Raw genomic sequence first — 15,561 nt, forward strand, 5'->3', positions numbered from 1 at the left:
GACGGATCGGATGGGCTCGAAGTGATCCTTCGCCGGATCGGGCCGGGTAGCTGCGATGATCGCAGGACATCTCCCAGAAGGAGTACCCATGCGCGTCGCCGTCCCGCTCGAGATCAAGAACAACGAGCGCCGTGTCGCTCTCACCCCCGCGGGCGCCGATGCGCTCATCCATCGCGGTCACCGGGTGATCGTGCAGCAGGGCGCGGGAGAAGGGAGCGGCTTCGCCGATGCGCAGTACGAAGCCGTGGGCGCCGACGTGGTCGGCACGGCCGAGGAGACGTGGGGCCTCGCCGAGCTCGTGGTCAAGGTCAAAGAACCGATCGCGAGCGAGTACGAGCATTTCCGCCCCGACCTGACGCTGTTCACCTACCTGCACCTCGCCGCCGACCGCCCATTGACCGAGGCCCTCGTCGACAGCGGCATCACCGCGGTGGCCTACGAGACCGTCCAAGCACCCGACCGTTCCCTTCCCCTCCTCGCGCCGATGAGCGAGGTCGCGGGCCGGCTGTCGATCGTCGTGGGCGCCAACGCCCTCCTCGCCGCCCACGGCGGCCGTGGCGTCATGCTCGGCGGCATCCCGGGCACGCCGAAGGGCAAGGTCGTCGTCATCGGGGGCGGGGTCGCGGGCGAGCACGCCGCGGCCAACGCGCTCGGGCTCGGTGCCGACGTCACGGTCATCGACCTCTCCGTGCCCCGCCTGCGCGCGCTCGAGGCGCGCTTCGGAGGCGCCGTGCAGACGCGGGCCTCGACCCGCTATGAGATCGGCCAGCAGGTCGCGGCCGCCGACCTCGTCATCGGATCGGTGCTCGTGCCGGGTGCGGCGGCGCCGAAGCTCGTCACCGACGGGATGGTCGCGTCGATGAAGCCGGGTTCGGTGCTCGTCGACATCGCGATCGATCAGGGCGGATGCTTCGAAGGCTCCCGCCCGACGACACACGACGCCCCGACGTTCCGCGTGCACGAATCGCTCTACTACTGCGTCGCGAACATGCCGGGCGCGGTGCCGTTCACCTCGACGCGGGCGCTCGGCAACGCGACGCTGCCGTACATCGCCGCGATCGCCGACGCGGGGTGGGACGACGCATCCGCCGCCGATCCCGCGCTCGCCGCCGGTCTCAACGTTCGCGCCGGCGAGGTCGTCAACGCGGGGGTTCGCGCCGCCTTCGACCTCTGAGCGCGTCGGTCGCTCAGTCGGGGAGGGCGGCGGCGATCGCCAGGATTCCGTGAACCGTCTCGGCGTGCGTGGTGCTCAGCGGTGACAGGCCGATCCGGATGCCCTGAGGGCCGCGGAAGTCGGGGATCATCCCGTCGAGCCACAGCTGCTCGGTCACGGCCCGGAACGACGGGTGGCCGAGCAGCACGTGCGATCCGCGGCGCGCAGCATCGCGGTGGGTGAGCAGGTCGACGCCGCGCTCCGCCAGAACCTCGTCGTAGGCGCGGATCGCGAGGGCGGTCAGGGTGCGGCTCTTCTCGCGCACGGCGTCGACGCCGGCGCGGTCGAGCAGGTCGAGCATGCCCTGCATCGGAAGCATCCCCACGATCGGGGGCGTACCGCTCAGGAGCCGGCGCATGCCGGCGGCGGGCCGGTAGGCGGGACCCATGGCGAAGACGTCGGCCGCTCCCATCCAGCCCTGGATGGGCTGCTCGATGCGGTGCTGCAGCTCGGCGCGCACGTAGGCGAACGCGGGTGCGCCGGGTCCGCCGTTGAGGTACTTGTACGAGCAGCCCACCGCCAGATCGACGCCCCATTCGTCGAGTCGCATGGGGACGACTCCCGCGCTGTGGCAGACGTCCCACAGCATCATGGCTTCCGAGTCGCCGACGACGGCCGTGATCGCGGCCATGTCGGCGAGCGCCCCCGAGCGGTAGTCGACGTGGCTCAGAACGACGAGCGCCGTACGGTCGGTGAGCGCCGCGGCGACGTCGGCGGGGGTGACTCCGACGATCGGGTCGGGATCGAGCCAGTCGATGCTCAGCCCCTGCGCGGCGGCGAGAGCGTCGACGATGAAGCGGTCGGTGGGGAAGTTGCCTCGCTCGATGAGGATGCGGCCGCCGGCCGGCACTCCGCGAAGCGCGGCGGCGACGAGCTTGTAGAGCAGCACGGTGGTTGAGTCGGCGACGACGGTCTGCCCCGCCGCCGCACCCAGGGCTACGCGCCCGATACGGTCGCCGACGTCGAACGGAAGCTCCATCCACCCCTCGTCCCACGAGCGGATGAGGCCCGTGCCCCAGTCGCCGGCGATGAAGCGCGAGATGCGCTCGGCGGTGCCGCGCACCGGGCGTCCGAGCGAGTTGCCGTCGAGGTAGGCGGTGACGCCGACCGCGGGCTCGAACTCGTCGACGAACGCGGCGAGCGGATCCGCGGCGTCGAGCTCGTCGGCCGTGGCGAGGAGGGCGGCGGCCGTGTCGGTGACGGAGGTCATGCGCTCGATGCTACGCACGCGGGGTCACGGCTGGAGGCGCTCTGCGCGCCAGCCGTCGCCGACCGCGACATATCGCAGCCGGCGATGCATGCGATCGCGGCTGCCGTGCCAGAACTCGACCGCGGCGGGCACGACGCGGTAAGCGACCCAGCCGGACGGTCGCGGCACGTCGTCGCCGAAGCGCTCGAGCAGGCCGTCCGCCTCCTCGATCAGCTCGCCCAGCGTCGACGCGTCGGCGAACGGCGCCGATTGCTGCGCCACCGCGGTCGCCGCGCGCGACTTCGGCGAGCGGTCGGCGAACAGCGCATCGGACTCCGCATCCGTCAGCTTCTCGATCCGTCCTTCGAATCTCAGCTGCTGCATCGTCTCGCGCCAGTACACCTGCAGCGCCGCATGCGGGTTCTCGCCGAGCTGGCGGCCCTTCGGGCTCCGGGTCGAGGAGCCGAAGACGAGACCGCGGTCGTCGATCCGCTTCACGTCGACCGTGCGCGCCGAGACGACCCCGTCGGCGGAGGCCGTGGCCAACGTCATCGACAGCGGCTCGCGCACGCCGCGCTCCCGGGCGTCGGCGAGCCAGCGCTGCGCGAGGGGGAGGGGCGCCGCGGGAGGAGCATCGAACTCCGGCAGCTCGAGGGTCTCGTCGCCGGAGAGGGAGGGGTGATCGGCGTTCGTCATGACGCGACAGTACCCCTGCGGGGCGCGACCCCCCTCGGGTCGATGCGCAGCATCCGCACCCCGTAGGCTCGAGCGCTATGGCTACCGGCGCGACCATCCACACCTTCGACGTGCAGTTGGCCGACGTCGACCGCGGCGTCTACGACGAGCTCGCGCTCCGTGTCGCACGGCATCCGTCCGAGACCGACGCCTATATGGTCACCCGTGTGCTGGCCTACTGCCTGGAGTTCGAGGAGGGCATCGCCTTCAGCGAGGGGCTCTCGTCGACGGAGGAGCCGGCCGTCGTCGTGCGCGACCTGACCGGCGCGCTTCAGGCGTGGATCGAGGTGGGGGCACCGGATGCTGCGCGCCTGCACCACGGGAGCAAACTCGCCGAGCGCGTCGCCGTCTACACCCACCGCGATCCGGCCAAGGTCGCAGCCCCTTGGGCGGGGAAGAAGATCCATCGCGCCGACGCGCTGCGCTTGGTCGGTTTCGACCCCGGTTTCATCGACCGGGCCGTGACCGCCCTCAGTCGGCGCAACACCATGACCGTCTCGGTGACCGAACGTCAGCTCTACCTCGAGCTCAACGGAGAGACCTTCGACACCGCGATCCACGAGCGCGGCATCGAGTGACGGTCAGCGGCGCTTCGGTGTGTCTTCGGCGGAGCGCGGCGGCATCTCGGTGACGTCGAGCCGGTCCTGACCGGCGCGCGACGACCATTCGTGCGCCACTCCCTCTGCGGCGCGCAGCGAGGCGCGCACCGCGCGGTTGTCGGCCCATGAGTTGAGCAGGTGGCCGGCGTGACCGCGCACGTGCTCGAGCACGGCGGGGGGCAGGCCTGCCGCCTTCCGGGCGTCACGTGCCTCGATGAGCAGTTCGAGCAGTTCGCGGTTCTTCGTGGGAGCGCCGGTGGACGTCTTCCACCCGCGGCGGCGGTGGCCGTCCATCCACGACTCGTAGGTGTCGATCGCGTACTTCGAATCGGCCTGGATGCGCAGATGAGCGACGTCGGCGTGGTGCTGGAGAGCTCGCAACAGCCCGAGCAGCTCGCCGATGTTGTTCGTGCCCTTCACCACCGAGCCCGCGGCCCACTCGCCGTCTTCGCCGACCCACGCCCAGCCGGCCGGCCCCGGGTTGCCCTTGCACGCCCCGTCTGTCGCGACGGTGTATTCGGACTCGGAAGCGGGGGAGACGGGCATTCCAGAAATCCTGTCACATGCCCGAGGACGACGCCGAACCCTCCCACCAGTCCAGCACGCGGGTGCCGAGGAGGGTCAGCCACTTCGAGGGCCGACCCTCGGGGGCCTCGTCGATCGCGAACCAGGTGCGACCGGGCAACGGCGTGCCCTGCGCCCACGTTCCGTCTTCGCGCCGGGCCGCACGCACCGCGTCGATCGCGTCGGCCAGCCGCGGATCGGGCGGAGTGCCCTCGTGCAGCGAGGCCTCGCGGAAGTGGTCGAGCGCCGCGAGCGCGCTGTAGCGGTAGCGGTTCGGGAAGACGAACTCGGTGACGAACGCACCGACGGGCTCGCCCGTGGATGCGCGTCGGAGGAGCCGCCGCTCGAGCAGGTACTCCTCACCGCCATGGCGGGCATCGCGCTGGCTCGTGTCGCCGGTGAGCTTCTCGTACGCGAGCATCCCGCGCAGCGCGTTGAGCGTCGAGTGGAACGACGATCGCGTGGAATCGCCCTCCTCGGCCTCGCAGTTCCAGCCGCCGTCGGCGAGCCGGTGCGCGGGGAACCACTCGACGAGACGCGATACGTCGGCGCCGAGCCACGCCCCGTTCGCCAGCGTGAACGAGTTGATGCAGACGTCGACCTCGCCGCCCCAGTAGGGCAGGTCGTCGTACTCCCACCGACTGTTCTTCGCGAGCTTCTCGGCCGTGCCCGCGAGCGCCGCAGCATCCACGCCCCATTCGCGCAGGTCCTTGAGCGACCAGGTCGTCGCCGTCCACGGCTGCCCTGGTGCGTCCTGCTCGGGACTGCCGAAGAACCCGGCCGGGAAGTATGCGCCGCCCGCCCATTGGCCGTCATCGTCCTGCTTCGACAGCAGTTCGGCGCCGATGCCCTCGTGCGTCACCCGGGCGCGCGTCTCCCGCCACGCGACCGGCGTCGCGTTGGTGAGATCGCGTTCGACCTGCCAGCGAAGAGCCGGGTCGGAGTCGAGCAGCCAGTCGAGAGTGCGCCGATCGGGGAACATGCGCGGCACGATACTCGCCGGTCGCGTCGGCGGGAAGGCGGATGCGACGCGTTCGTCAAGCCGGTTCAGCCGGGGCCGGATGGATGCGACGGTGGGATCACGCCAGACGAAGGGACCCACCATGGCCGACGACGTGCAGCCGCAGAACGACGAGACGCCCGACACCGAGCAGCTCGAGGAGCCGAGCACCGAGAAGGCGCCCGGAGAAGAGCCCAAGGGCGGTACGACCCAGCCCGAACCCGACCACGAGGCGGTCGGTATCGGCGTGGTCGGCGGCCCGCAGATCGACGAGGACGCCGGCGAATAACGCCCGAGCTCGTGGTACGCGGGTCGGTTTCTGAGGACTCAACCGCTTCTGAGGGCCGCATCCGCGGAGGTGGCCGTCAGACGGCGGATGCTCCTCGGAAACCGCGCGGACGACGGGTCGTCGAGGATCAGACGACGCCGACGAAGGAGTCGCGACGCAACTGCGCGTGAGTGGCGTGGAACTTTCCGTCCGGCGTCCACCATGCTTCGTGGCCGGCGGCGTCGGGCTCGTTCTCGACGACGACCGGCCAGTGCTTCTTGATGTTCTTGACGTAGTAGCGGATCTCGCCGCCGATCGTGCGCTTCTCGAGGTGGTCGGACGCCTCGAGCTGTTCCCGGGTCGGATCTTCCATGCCGGAATGTTATCGGCGTGGCAGCGGCTGACAAGGGGCGGATGCTGCGCGGGCTGAACGAACGGGCTCGGCGCGTCGCATCAGCGGGTGCGAAAGAATGCACTCATGACCTCGCCCTCGCTCGACGCCCTCCTCGACCGCATCTCAGAGAGCGGACTGCTCGACGAACCCGTTGCCGACAACGGCATCGTGCGCGGTCGAGCCAGCCTCGATGCGGCGGGCTCGGAGGTGGCGGTCAACGTCGACCCCGAGCTCGAGGAGGAGGACGAGGGCGACGGCGACTCCCCGGATCTCGACGCGCTGATCGACGGGGTCACTCGCACCCTCGCGATGAGTGAGACCCAGTGGCGCGCGGTGATCGATGCCATCGCCGACGAGATCGGCGAGGCCGTCGCCGATGACGCGGTCGTCGAGCAGGTCGATCTGCGCGACGACCTCGAAGCCACCTCGGTCGTGGTCTTCGCCGACGCGGTGCTCCTGCGGTTCACGGCGCGGCGTCAGTTCCCCGACTCGCGCATCCTCGTGCAGCTCGACAGCGACCTGGAGGTCGAGACCGTCGAGGTCGAGGAGGACGCCGCCGATTTCGACGACCTCTCCAGCATCGACGAGTAGACGGCAGCGTGGGCGAGCAGCTCCCGATCGTCGCCGCGCCGATGGCGGGCGGCCCGTCGACGCCGGGCTTCGCGATCGCCGTCGCGGAGGCGGGGGGACTACCGTTCCTCGCCGGCGGCTACAAGACCGCCGAGGCCCTCGCGGCGGAGATCGCAGAGGTGCGCTCCAGCGGGCGCTCGTTCGGTGTCAACCTGTTCGTCCCCGGCGACACCCCTGTCGATGCCGCGGCGTTCTCCGCATACGTCGAGGATCTCGGGGAAGACGCAGCGGCGTACGGGATCCTTCTCGACCCGGAGCCCGTCTCGGACGACGACGGCTGGTCGTCGAAGCTCGAGCTGCTCCTCGCCGCGCCCGTGCCGGTGGTCTCCTTCACCTTCGGGCTCCCCGCCGTGTCCGACATCACGGCGCTGCGTCGCGCCGGGACGACGGTGTGGAGCTCCGTCACGACCGTGGCCGAAGCGGCGCTCGCCGAACGGGCGGGTGTCGACGGACTCGTCGTGCAGGGATCGGACGCCGGTGGCCACAGCGCCGCCTTCGACCCTGCCGGTCGCGCCGGCTCCGTCGACACGGCAGCGCTCGTCCGCAGCATCCGTGCCGGCTCCGCGCTGCCCATCGTCGCGGCGGGAGGAGTGGACGGGCCGGACGCGGTTCGACGACTGCTCGATGCCGGGGCCGAGCGGGTCGCCGTCGGCACTCTGCTGCTGCGCACCGACGAGGCGGGCACGTCGGCCCCGCATCGCGCCGCGCTCGCCGATACCGCGTTCACGGAGACCGCGATCACGAGGGTGTTCACCGGGCGTCCGGCGCGCGCGTTGCGCAACGGATTCATCGACCGTCACGAGCCGCACGCCATCGACGCCTACCCGGCGGTGCATCACCTGACGAGAGGGATGCGGCAGGCCGCCGCGACCGCGGGCGATACCGACCGGTTGCACCTCTGGGCCGGCACCGGGTGGCGCCGAGCGCGCAGCGGGCCGGTCGGCGACGTCATCTCGTGGCTGGCGGGTCTCGGCGAGTGACGATCATGCGCACCGCCTCGCGCTGAGGGAGTCGTCAGAGGTTCGAGAGGAACGCCGTGCCGAAGACGAGAGCGGCGGCGGCGAGCGTCAGCACTCCGGCTGTCGCGACGATCCCCAGGATCACGATGTTGCCCGCGATGGCGAGCATCCCGGCGCACCAGCGCGGCATCTCGCGGGCGTGGGCGGATCGTTCGTGCAGTAGAGGGTTCGGAGCGGTGAGGGCCATGTCTTCGACGCTACGGAGGCGCCCGCCGCCGGGCGTCGGCCCGGGGTATCAGCGGCATCCGCCGCAAGGATGATCTTCGGTGGTGGTGGATGGACACACGTCGCTCGCGCGTCGCGGATAGCATCCACGTCGGAACGTGATGAGGGAAGGGAACGCCGATGACGATCGAGCCGGGCATTTACGAGCACTTCACGGGCCGTCGCTACGAGGTGGTGGGCGTCGGAGCGCACAGCGAGACCGAGGAGCCGTTCGTGTTCTACCGGGCCCTCTACGGCGACTACGGCTTCTGGGTGCGATCCGCAGCGATGTTCGCCGAGACAGTCGAGCGCGACGGGTACGTCGGGCCGCGGTTCTTCCGCGTCGCCTGACTCGTCGGGGCGCGACCAAGAGCGGTGCCCGCGTCTTCGCGCACCGGCGCGTGAGGCTCCGCGCGGAAGGGTCTGTTTGTCCTCACGACCTGGGGAAACAGCTCGGGTTGATGTCGGAGGCCCCTGCGATAATCGAACATATGAACGACACGATCGATGCGCTTCGCGACCTCGGGTCGCGACTGGGCGAGGTCGTGTCCGGAGCGCTCGGTACCGCGGCCATGCGGGGGTGGTCCGACGACGAGGTGATGGCGGTGATGGATGCTGCCGCGACGCTCTCGCGCCGTGCGGAGGCGTTGATCGCCGAGGCCGCCGGTGCGGTTCAGACCAGATCGGATTCTCCGGTCGCCGCGGAGCGGATGACGACGAGGTTCGGGTGTCGGAACGTTCGCGAGTTCGTGCAGCGTGTCACGCGGGTCTCGGGGAGGACGGCCGGCGATTACGTGCGGGCGGGTGTCGCGACCGCGTCCGCCCTCTCCGTGCTCACCGGTGAGGTGCTGCCCGCGCGGTACCCGGCCATGCGTGCCGCCCTGGCCGACGGTGCCGTGGGAGTCGACGCGGTCGTCGCTGTGGTGCAGACGCTCGACTCCGCGGCGATCGACTCCCACGAGGCGCGGACCGCGGCCGACGCCGAGTTGGCCGCAGCGGCCCGCGGCGGCGGAGCGGGCGGGGGCGGGCTGCCCTCCGCCGACGAGCTGAGATTGCAGGCGCAGGTGTGGGCTGCCTACCTCGACCCCGACGGCGCGGAGCCCCGCGATGAGGCGGCGCAGCGCAAGCGCGGTGTGACGCTCGGGAGGTGCCGCGACGGGCTCGTGCCGCTGCGAGGCGACCTCCTGCCCGACGTCGCCGCGCAACTGAAGCGCGCGATCGATGCGATCGTCCATCCGCGCGCCGGCCGCGTGCACTTCACCGACGACGGCGACGACGGTGGTGGAGGCGAGGAGGCGGAGTGCCCGCCCGATCCCCGTACGCACCCGCAGAAGAATCACGACGCGCTGGCCACGATCGTGACCGTCGCTGCCCGCTCCGGCCAACTGCCCACGATCGGGGGCGCCGCCCCGACGCTGGTCGTGTCGGTGCGGGCCGACGACCTCGCTACCGGCGAGGGGGTGGGGCACATCGACGGCATCGACGAACCCGTCCCGATGGCCGTGGTGCGCCACGTGGGATGCACCGGCGGCATCTACCGCACCACGCTCGCACGCAACGGCCGCATCGAGCGAGTAGAGGTCGTCGACCGCGTCTTCAACGCCCACCAACGCCGTGCGATCACCCTTCGAGACGGCGGATGCATCATCCCCGGCTGCGACGTTCCGGCCGCGTGGTGCGAGATCCACCACGTTCGCGAACACGCCCGCGGCGGACCCACCAGCACCGACAACGGGGTGCTGCTCTGCTGGCATCACCACCGCACCCTCGACACCAACGGATGGCACATCCGCATGCGCGGCGGCATTCCCGAAGTGCGTGGTCCGAGTTGGTGGGATCCCGCGGGCACGTGGCGCCCCGTCACGAAATCACCCACCCGCATCCGCGACCAGTTCCTCGCGCTTCGCAACTGAACGGCGCCCGCGTGTGCCGACATCCGAAACCTCACCGGCTGACGTCTCGCTAGACGCGCCTGCGCGCCGCGCGGATCAGGAGACTGATCGCCATTGCGGCGATGACGACGAGCGCCGCCGCCCACGGCCACACGCTGATCGGCCACCCGGCGAGCGTCTGCGGACCGATCGTGCCGCAGACGCTTTTCGCGGGGTCGGAAGAATCGTTGCACCACCCTCCGGAGATCATCGGAGCCAGCAGGAGAGTCGCGATGATCGCCGCGATCACCGCGCCGACGATGATCACGGCGGCGCGCTCTGCACGGGGGAGGGGCTCGTCCACGGCTCGATCGTAGGCTCCCAGGGTTGCGCGACGCCCGGGCGTGTCGCTATCGTTGCGAAGCTGTGTCACCGACACGGCGCAAGGCAGGTCGAGAGGAACGACGAGATGAACCCGCAGCGGGATCGTCAGTACGCGCCGGTTCTGGAACTCACGTTCCAGCACCGTTACGAGTCGTACCCTCCGGCGCCGGCCGTGTAGCAGCATCCGCTTCTTCCACGCCCCGCACCGCACAGGTTCGGGGCGTTCTTCTTTCCGCAGCAGCGTCGAGAGCAACCCGTCGGGCCGTGCCGCCCCGCCACGCAATCGCGCGATCTCGCGCACCGACGAAGGAAAGAAATCATGGAAAGGCTCACGAACCGCTTGTTCTCGTGGGCGAGCCTGATCGACGAGAAGACCGTCGACCAGGCCCGCACCTCGGCGAGCATGCCGTTCATCCACCCCCACCTCGCGCTCATGCCCGACGCCCACCTCGGGCTCGGTGCGACCGTGGGGTCGGTCATCCCGACGCTCGGGGCGATCATGCCCGCGGCCGTCGGAGTGGACATCGGATGCGGGATGATCGCCGTGAAGACCCAGTTCACCCGCTCCGACCTGGACGGGCGTGATCTGTCCGAGCTGCGCGAGCAGATCGAGCGGTCGATCCCGCTGTCGGCGGGTCGCGACAACCGCAAGATCGTCGCGACGGCCGAGCCGCGCGTGGCGGAGCTCGAAGCGCTCGCCGAAGTGGCCGAGTTCGACCCGGCCACCTACGCGAAGCACTGGCGCAACCAGCTCGGGTCGCTGGGCAGCGGTAACCACTTCATCGAAGTGTCGGTCGACGAGAGCGACACGGTGTGGATGTTCCTCCACTCAGGATCGCGGGGCGTGGGCAACAAGATCGCGCAGCACCACATCAAGGTCGCGCAGCGTCTGGCGAAGCAGTGGTGGATCGAGCTGCCGAACCCCGACCTCGCCTACCTCGTGGAGGGGACGCCGGAGTTCGCGGCCTACATCCGGGAGCTCCGGTGGGCGCAGCGGTTCGCACTCCTCAACCGCGAGGAGATGATGGACCGCGTCGCGAACCAGCTCGGCCGCTTCCTCGGGGTCGCTGTCGAGGAGCGCGAGCGCATCAACTGCCACCACAACTTCACCGAGTCGGAGATGCACTTCGGCAAGCGCGTGTGGGTGTCGCGCAAGGGCGCGATCATGGCCGACGAGGGTCGGCCGGGGCTGATCCCCGGGTCGATGGGTACGGCGTCGTACGTGGTCACCGGCAAGGGGAACCCCCTGGCTCTGAACTCGTCGCCGCACGGAGCGGGTCGGGAGTACTCCCGCTCGGCTGCCCGCAAGACCTTCACGCACGAGCAGCTGCGCGAGGCGATGGTGGGCATCGAGTACCGCGACACCGATGCGTTCCTCGACGAGATCCCGGCGGCGTACAAGCCGATCGACCGGGTGATGGCGGATGCTGCCGACCTCGTGTCAGTGCGGCACACGCTGCGTCAGCTGGTGAACGTCAAGGGCGACTGACGTGAGGGGAGGGGTCGGGCATGGTGCCCGGCCCCTCCTTCCTCACCGTCGACGGACACGTCACCCACGCCTGACGGGGTCGGCGTCCGGCCGGTGCCTGCGGGGTATCACGCACATCGCGACGCACAGGGCGAAACTCGCGGCCGACCAGGCGAACGTGGCGGGTGCGAGCGTCGATTGCTCGCCGTAGCGGAGGAGATGGAATCCGATGGTGAGGGGCACCGTGACGGCGACCACGACGAACGCCCATCGTGGATAGGAGTCGGGGTGCGGCACGAACGCTCGCCGGACGATCAGGAGCACGAGCACGACCGAGAGGATCACAGCGGCCCACAGCAGTGCGCCCGCCGATCCATCAGCGGTGACCGGCCCCCCGAACCGGCGTCCCGAGGCCCCGGCTCCGGACCCGACGAAGAACAGTGCGGCGAAGGGCAGCAGCACCCACATCGCCACGTCGAGAACATGGCCCGAACGTCGGATCGGTGGTCGATGACCTCGACGCCATTTCCGGCGCGACCCGGTGTGGCCGTCAGGCGCGAGGTCGTCGTCCGACACAGCCGCCCCTCAGATCGCGGTGGTGATATCGCGGAGTTCGGCGCGCGTTGTCGAGAACCGCATCGACGACGAGCCACGTCCTCACCGAGATCATCTCGGGAGGGTGCCCATCATCCTCGGATCGGTGCAACGTGCGAACCCGCACGATCTGCACCTGTGGTGCCCCCGACTGGAATCGAACCAGCGACCTTTGGTACCGGAAACCAACGGAACATGTCGGTTTCGACTTGCCAACGGTCCTCAACGGTTGCTAACCTGTCGATACAGACAGCAGCGGGCGGTAGCGGCAGGCAACTAAGGCTACTCGCATCGGCTACACGAATCCTTGGCCGGAAGGAACCAGCGGTGACGCACGTCGTACGCACGAGAAGAAGACCAGGGGCCAATGACGTCCCCGGGTCAAAGACCGAGATCGAACACAAGAAGAAGCGGGGTCCGCATGAGGGGCAAAGGCGAGGGCGCGGTGTATCGCGTGCCGAAGGACCAGTCTCAACCTCTGAAGCACTGGGCCGCGGCCGTCGAGCTCCCGAATCCCACGGGCAGGGCAGCGGATCGACGCCGCAAGGTCGTTCGTGGGAAGAGCCGCAAGGAAGCTCAGGACAAGCTGCGCGAGCTGCAGGCCGAGTTGAAACGGAAAGGCGACCTTCGCACGAGCAGCAGCAGCGTGGAACAGTGGTTCGCGTACTGGCTTGAGAACTACGCCAAGCCCGATCTCCGCCCCAAGGCTTTCGGATCGTGCCGGTCGACCGTGCGGGCGCAGATCATCCCCTCTCTGGGGGCAAAAACACGAGTCGACAAAGTCACCCCCGCGATGGTCAAGCGGCTTCGGGCCGACATCGTGGGGAAGGGCCTGTCTCCGACGTACGCCCGCAACGCGCACCACATCCTCGCCAAGTCCCTCACGGACGCCGCCGGCGAGGGCCTCATTCCGTCGAACCCCGCCGACTATGTGACGCCGCCCCGTAAGGGCGCGAAGTCTCTCGACGTGCTCGACCTTGACGAAGCCATCGCCCTGTTGCTGGCGATCAAGACCCGCCCCGACGCTGCACGCTGGGCAGCGTCACTTCTCACCGGCGCGCGCCGGGGCGAAGTCATCGGCATCGAGCGAGACCGGGTTGGCGACGTCCTCGACCTGTCCTGGCAGCTGCAGCGTCTCACCTGGCACCACAAGTGCGGTGCCGAGCCCGAGAAGGGCCCCTGGCCCTGCGGGTACCTGCGCCCCGCATCCTGCCCGCATCGTTCGCTCGAGCTGCGCGCGGACTTCGAGTACCGCCACGTTGAGGGCGGTCTGTACTGGACGCGGCCGAAGTCCAGTGCCGGGTGGCGCATCATCCCGCTCGTCGACCCGCTGCGGAGCATCCTGCGCGCGCACATGGAGAGCACGGAACCCGGCGCCCACAACCTGCTGTTCACCACCCCTACCGGGGCAGCGCGCGACCCCGATTGGGACTCGAAGCAGTGGCACACGCTCATGGTCGAGACGTTCGGGCCCGAACGCACCGTGCGCCTGCACGACGTTCGTCACACCACCGTCGATCTGCTGTACCACGCCGGCGTGCCCGAGGATCTGATTACCGAAATCGTCGGTCACTCGATGCGCAGCATGACCCGCTCCTATAAGTCGAGGAGCGACATCACCAGGCTTCGTGACGCGATGACTCAGTTCTCTGCGCTGTTCACGCCGCCGACAGAACGTACGCCCGAAATAGCCGGGTAGTCACGCCGAGCTCCGCGCAGATCTTCTGTTCGTCGGGGCACCACTTGTACAGGTCGGCGAGTTCGTCCGGATCGATCAGATTCCGGGCCGCGAATTCGTCGGCCTGTTTCTCGTGTTTGGGGCGATCGTCAGGATGCGCGAGCGCGCCGTGCCCGATCTCATGGGACAGGATCAGCCTCTGCGCCCCAGCGCGGAGCTTTGAGCTGACCAGGATGGTGTTGTACTCGGGAAGCCACAGCCCGTGTCCGGTTCGAAGAGTGCGGACGACGACGTCGATGCCGAGGTCGTGGGCGTGCTGCCAGGGGTCGTACGCGCGCCCCCTAGGGGTGCCCCTGCTCGTCTTCGTCGAGTTCAGCATCATGTCCTGCTGCCCCCCGCAGCTTGGCAACCTCTTCGTCAGTCATGTCGACCGGCTTCTTCCGGTGTGCGTCGAGGCTAATCGGGGCTTCAGACACAGAGTCCATGCCGAGATCCTTCAGAGCTTCATGAAGCACATCGCCGGGGTCCGCTCCCAGCGCGCGCGCCATCACCACAAGGTCGGTCGCAGTGATTGGGGCATTGCCCTTCAGCTTCTTCTGCAGCGTCGGTTCCGGTATGCCGGAGCGCTCGGAGAAGACCGGCTGCGTCAGCCGGCGTTTCTTATACAGCCCCGTGAAGACGTCCGACAACGCTCGACTGATGGGGGTGATCTCCGAAGCCATGCCTCCAGGGTATGACGGGAAACCTGCCGATTTCGACAAGAAAAGTCCCTGAACGGCTTGCACCTATCGATACCGAGAGGTAGCCTATCGATATGGACAAGAACCGGGTCACCAAGCAGATCGCGAGAAGAGTCTCGTCCGCCATTGCGGACCGTGGATTCGACGTCCAGAGCGTCGCACAAGCCGCCGACATCACCACACCCGACCTGACCGACCGCCTCCAGGGGCGCGTCGAGTTCGAGGTCGACGTGCTGGTGCGTGTCGGCGGCTTTATGCGTTTCCCCGTCACACGATTCATGGAGGTGGCCGCGTGAGCGCGGAACTCGACAAACTCAGCTACTCGGTCGCGAACCTCGCGATCGCCACGGACCTCTCGGTCGACACGATCCAGAAAGCGATCAAGGCCGGCGACCTCAAGGCGAAGTTCTACGGCACCAAGCCGGTGGTGAGAAAGATCCACGCCGAGGCATGGCTCGACTCGCTCCCTGAAGAGAGCTCGAGAGCGAACCGATGAACGGCTTCGACCTCCTCACATGGATCCTCTGCCTCGCGTTCCTGTACGCGTGCTTCCGGGTCGCGGTCTTCATGCATCAGGTGCACGAGCCTGTCGACGAGTGGTGCTCCGACATCGACACCGTCGTCGACATGCAGGACGCGCACGACGCGCGGATGCGGCGGGAGGTACGGCTGTGACTCGTGACGTGATGACGCTGAAGCGGGGTGAGCACGTGATGGTGCACGAGTCCAAGCACGTCACCCGCCACGCCGTGTTCGCCGGTGTCGTCGGTGGTCGCATCGTCGTCGACAACTCCCTCTCCCTCCTCGACTACCCGTTGGACACCGAGTATCCGCAGGTGAAGGACATGTCCGGGCGGATCATCCGCCCCTCGCCCTAACCCGCACCACCCCCAGCTGCCGATGCGCTCACCGATCGGTCGGCAGCACTATTCGTCGCGCTCGCGTGGCGAAGAGAACCACATAGCTGGTCGCAGAATCCGATGCCGCCCACGGCCCGGTCAGGAGCGTCCA

At 69.0% G+C, this 15,561-nt stretch carries 23 protein-coding genes and 1 tRNA gene; 13 read left to right on the forward strand and 11 right to left on the reverse strand.

The genetic code is table 11. The features are described from left to right. Nucleotides 1-88: 88 nt before the first annotated feature. Nucleotides 89-1,174: an alanine dehydrogenase gene (gene ald, locus DEU34_RS10950; protein ID WP_121150193.1), complete on the forward strand. Its 1,086-nt coding sequence runs from the start codon at nucleotides 89-91 to the stop codon at nucleotides 1,172-1,174. A gap of 13 nt (nucleotides 1,175-1,187) precedes the next feature. Here the strand turns inward: ald and DEU34_RS10955 are convergent, their stop codons facing one another. Together DEU34_RS10955 and DEU34_RS10960 are read right to left on the reverse strand one after the other, a co-directional pair. Then, nucleotides 1,188-2,423, reverse strand: coding sequence for a kynureninase (locus DEU34_RS10955; RefSeq protein WP_121150194.1), 1,236 nt, complete (start codon nucleotides 2,421-2,423; stop codon nucleotides 1,188-1,190). A gap of 24 nt (nucleotides 2,424-2,447) precedes the next feature. Then, complete coding sequence (locus DEU34_RS10960; RefSeq protein ID WP_121150195.1) at nucleotides 2,448-3,098, reverse strand: pyridoxal 5'-phosphate synthase; 651 nt, start codon at nucleotides 3,096-3,098, stop codon at nucleotides 2,448-2,450. 77 nt (nucleotides 3,099-3,175) lie between these two features. On the opposite strand from DEU34_RS10960, the gene DEU34_RS10965 reads away from it, so the two are divergent. Then, complete coding sequence (locus DEU34_RS10965; protein WP_121150196.1) at nucleotides 3,176-3,715, forward strand: YaeQ family protein; 540 nt, start codon at nucleotides 3,176-3,178, stop codon at nucleotides 3,713-3,715. 3 nt (nucleotides 3,716-3,718) lie between these two features. Here the strand turns inward: DEU34_RS10965 and DEU34_RS10970 are convergent, their stop codons facing one another. Both DEU34_RS10970 and DEU34_RS10975 read right to left on the reverse strand, forming a co-directional pair. Continuing rightward, complete coding sequence (locus DEU34_RS10970) at nucleotides 3,719-4,282, reverse strand: ribonuclease H (RefSeq protein WP_121150197.1); 564 nt, start codon at nucleotides 4,280-4,282, stop codon at nucleotides 3,719-3,721. Nucleotides 4,283-4,295: 13 nt separating this feature from the next. After that, nucleotides 4,296-5,282 carry a squalene cyclase gene (locus DEU34_RS10975; RefSeq protein ID WP_121150617.1) on the reverse strand — a complete coding sequence of 329 codons (987 nt, stop codon included), beginning with the start codon at nucleotides 5,280-5,282 and terminating at the stop codon, nucleotides 4,296-4,298. Nucleotides 5,283-5,403: 121 nt separating this feature from the next. Between DEU34_RS10975 and DEU34_RS10980 the strand changes: the two genes are divergently transcribed. Further along, nucleotides 5,404-5,589: a hypothetical protein gene (locus DEU34_RS10980; protein ID WP_121150198.1), complete on the forward strand. Its 186-nt coding sequence runs from the start codon at nucleotides 5,404-5,406 to the stop codon at nucleotides 5,587-5,589. Between the two features lie 127 nt (nucleotides 5,590-5,716). On the opposite strand, the gene DEU34_RS10985 is transcribed toward DEU34_RS10980, so the two are convergent. After that, nucleotides 5,717-5,941 (reverse strand): hypothetical protein, encoded by a 225-nt coding sequence (locus DEU34_RS10985; RefSeq protein WP_121150199.1) that lies wholly within the window; start codon nucleotides 5,939-5,941, stop codon nucleotides 5,717-5,719. A 105-nt stretch (nucleotides 5,942-6,046) separates the two neighbouring features. Here DEU34_RS10985 and DEU34_RS10990 point away from each other — a divergent pair, with 105 nt between their 5' ends. Beyond that, nucleotides 6,047-6,553 (forward strand): cytochrome C5, encoded by a 507-nt coding sequence (locus DEU34_RS10990; RefSeq protein WP_121150200.1) that lies wholly within the window; start codon nucleotides 6,047-6,049, stop codon nucleotides 6,551-6,553. Between the two features lie 8 nt (nucleotides 6,554-6,561). Then, a complete protein-coding gene (locus tag DEU34_RS10995; RefSeq protein ID WP_259460125.1) occupies nucleotides 6,562-7,572 on the forward strand; it encodes a nitronate monooxygenase in 1,011 nt (336 codons plus the stop codon). Between the two features lie 34 nt (nucleotides 7,573-7,606). On the opposite strand, the gene DEU34_RS11000 is transcribed toward DEU34_RS10995, so the two are convergent. Beyond that, the gene (locus DEU34_RS11000; protein ID WP_121150201.1) at nucleotides 7,607-7,798 is read right to left on the reverse strand and encodes a hypothetical protein; all 192 of its coding nucleotides are present in this window, start codon (nucleotides 7,796-7,798) and stop codon (nucleotides 7,607-7,609) included. A gap of 158 nt (nucleotides 7,799-7,956) precedes the next feature. Here DEU34_RS11000 and DEU34_RS11005 point away from each other — a divergent pair, with 158 nt between their 5' ends. Next, nucleotides 7,957-8,166, forward strand: a complete 210-nt coding sequence (locus DEU34_RS11005; protein WP_121150202.1) for a DUF1653 domain-containing protein — start codon at nucleotides 7,957-7,959, stop codon at nucleotides 8,164-8,166. 140 nt (nucleotides 8,167-8,306) lie between these two features. After that, complete coding sequence (locus tag DEU34_RS11010) at nucleotides 8,307-9,728, forward strand: HNH endonuclease signature motif containing protein (protein WP_121150203.1); 1,422 nt, start codon at nucleotides 8,307-8,309, stop codon at nucleotides 9,726-9,728. A gap of 49 nt (nucleotides 9,729-9,777) precedes the next feature. Here the strand turns inward: DEU34_RS11010 and DEU34_RS16110 are convergent, their stop codons facing one another. Further along, nucleotides 9,778-10,371: a hypothetical protein gene (locus tag DEU34_RS16110; RefSeq protein WP_147424048.1), complete on the reverse strand. Its 594-nt coding sequence runs from the start codon at nucleotides 10,369-10,371 to the stop codon at nucleotides 9,778-9,780. Between the two features lie 18 nt (nucleotides 10,372-10,389). Between DEU34_RS16110 and DEU34_RS11020 the strand changes: the two genes are divergently transcribed. Next, on the forward strand, nucleotides 10,390-11,559 hold the full coding sequence (locus DEU34_RS11020) for an RtcB family protein (RefSeq protein WP_121150205.1): 1,170 nt from the start codon (nucleotides 10,390-10,392) through the stop codon (nucleotides 11,557-11,559). Between the two features lie 60 nt (nucleotides 11,560-11,619). Here DEU34_RS11020 and DEU34_RS11025 read toward each other — a convergent pair whose 3' ends face one another. After that, nucleotides 11,620-12,012 (reverse strand): hypothetical protein, encoded by a 393-nt coding sequence (locus tag DEU34_RS11025; RefSeq protein WP_147424049.1) that lies wholly within the window; start codon nucleotides 12,010-12,012, stop codon nucleotides 11,620-11,622. A gap of 259 nt (nucleotides 12,013-12,271) precedes the next feature. Continuing rightward, a tRNA-Arg gene (locus tag DEU34_RS16275) sits at nucleotides 12,272-12,355 on the reverse strand. Nucleotides 12,356-12,553: 198 nt separating this feature from the next. On the opposite strand from DEU34_RS16275, the gene DEU34_RS11030 reads away from it, so the two are divergent. Next, on the forward strand, nucleotides 12,554-13,831 hold the full coding sequence (locus DEU34_RS11030) for a tyrosine-type recombinase/integrase (protein WP_183042440.1): 1,278 nt from the start codon (nucleotides 12,554-12,556) through the stop codon (nucleotides 13,829-13,831). Here the strand turns inward: DEU34_RS11030 and DEU34_RS11035 are convergent. Together DEU34_RS11035 and DEU34_RS11040 are read right to left on the reverse strand one after the other, a co-directional pair. Next, nucleotides 13,791-14,189, reverse strand: a complete 399-nt coding sequence (locus DEU34_RS11035; protein WP_183042441.1) for an ImmA/IrrE family metallo-endopeptidase — start codon at nucleotides 14,187-14,189, stop codon at nucleotides 13,791-13,793. The genes DEU34_RS11030 and DEU34_RS11035 overlap by 41 nt on opposite strands. Then, nucleotides 14,152-14,532 (reverse strand): helix-turn-helix transcriptional regulator, encoded by a 381-nt coding sequence (locus DEU34_RS11040; protein WP_121150209.1) that lies wholly within the window; start codon nucleotides 14,530-14,532, stop codon nucleotides 14,152-14,154. The genes DEU34_RS11035 and DEU34_RS11040 overlap by 38 nt, the downstream gene beginning before the upstream one ends. A gap of 92 nt (nucleotides 14,533-14,624) precedes the next feature. Between DEU34_RS11040 and DEU34_RS11045 the strand changes: the two genes are divergently transcribed. From DEU34_RS11045 to DEU34_RS11060, 4 genes are read left to right on the forward strand one after another with little or no spacing between them, the layout of a single operon-like run. Next, nucleotides 14,625-14,846 (forward strand): hypothetical protein, encoded by a 222-nt coding sequence (locus DEU34_RS11045; RefSeq protein WP_121150210.1) that lies wholly within the window; start codon nucleotides 14,625-14,627, stop codon nucleotides 14,844-14,846. Further along, on the forward strand, nucleotides 14,843-15,046 hold the full coding sequence (locus DEU34_RS11050; protein ID WP_121150211.1) for a hypothetical protein: 204 nt from the start codon (nucleotides 14,843-14,845) through the stop codon (nucleotides 15,044-15,046). The genes DEU34_RS11045 and DEU34_RS11050 overlap by 4 nt, the downstream gene beginning before the upstream one ends. After that, nucleotides 15,043-15,225, forward strand: a complete 183-nt coding sequence (locus tag DEU34_RS11055; RefSeq protein ID WP_121150212.1) for a hypothetical protein — start codon at nucleotides 15,043-15,045, stop codon at nucleotides 15,223-15,225. Before DEU34_RS11050 ends, DEU34_RS11055 begins: the two co-directional genes overlap by 4 nt. Before the next feature lie 8 nt (nucleotides 15,226-15,233). Continuing rightward, on the forward strand, nucleotides 15,234-15,428 hold the full coding sequence (locus DEU34_RS11060) for a hypothetical protein (protein WP_147424050.1): 195 nt from the start codon (nucleotides 15,234-15,236) through the stop codon (nucleotides 15,426-15,428). Nucleotides 15,429-15,561: the final 133 nt, after the last annotated feature.

This window comes from Microbacterium sp. AG1240 (assembly GCF_003635115.1).
Classification (GTDB): domain Bacteria; phylum Actinomycetota; class Actinomycetes; order Actinomycetales; family Microbacteriaceae; genus Microbacterium.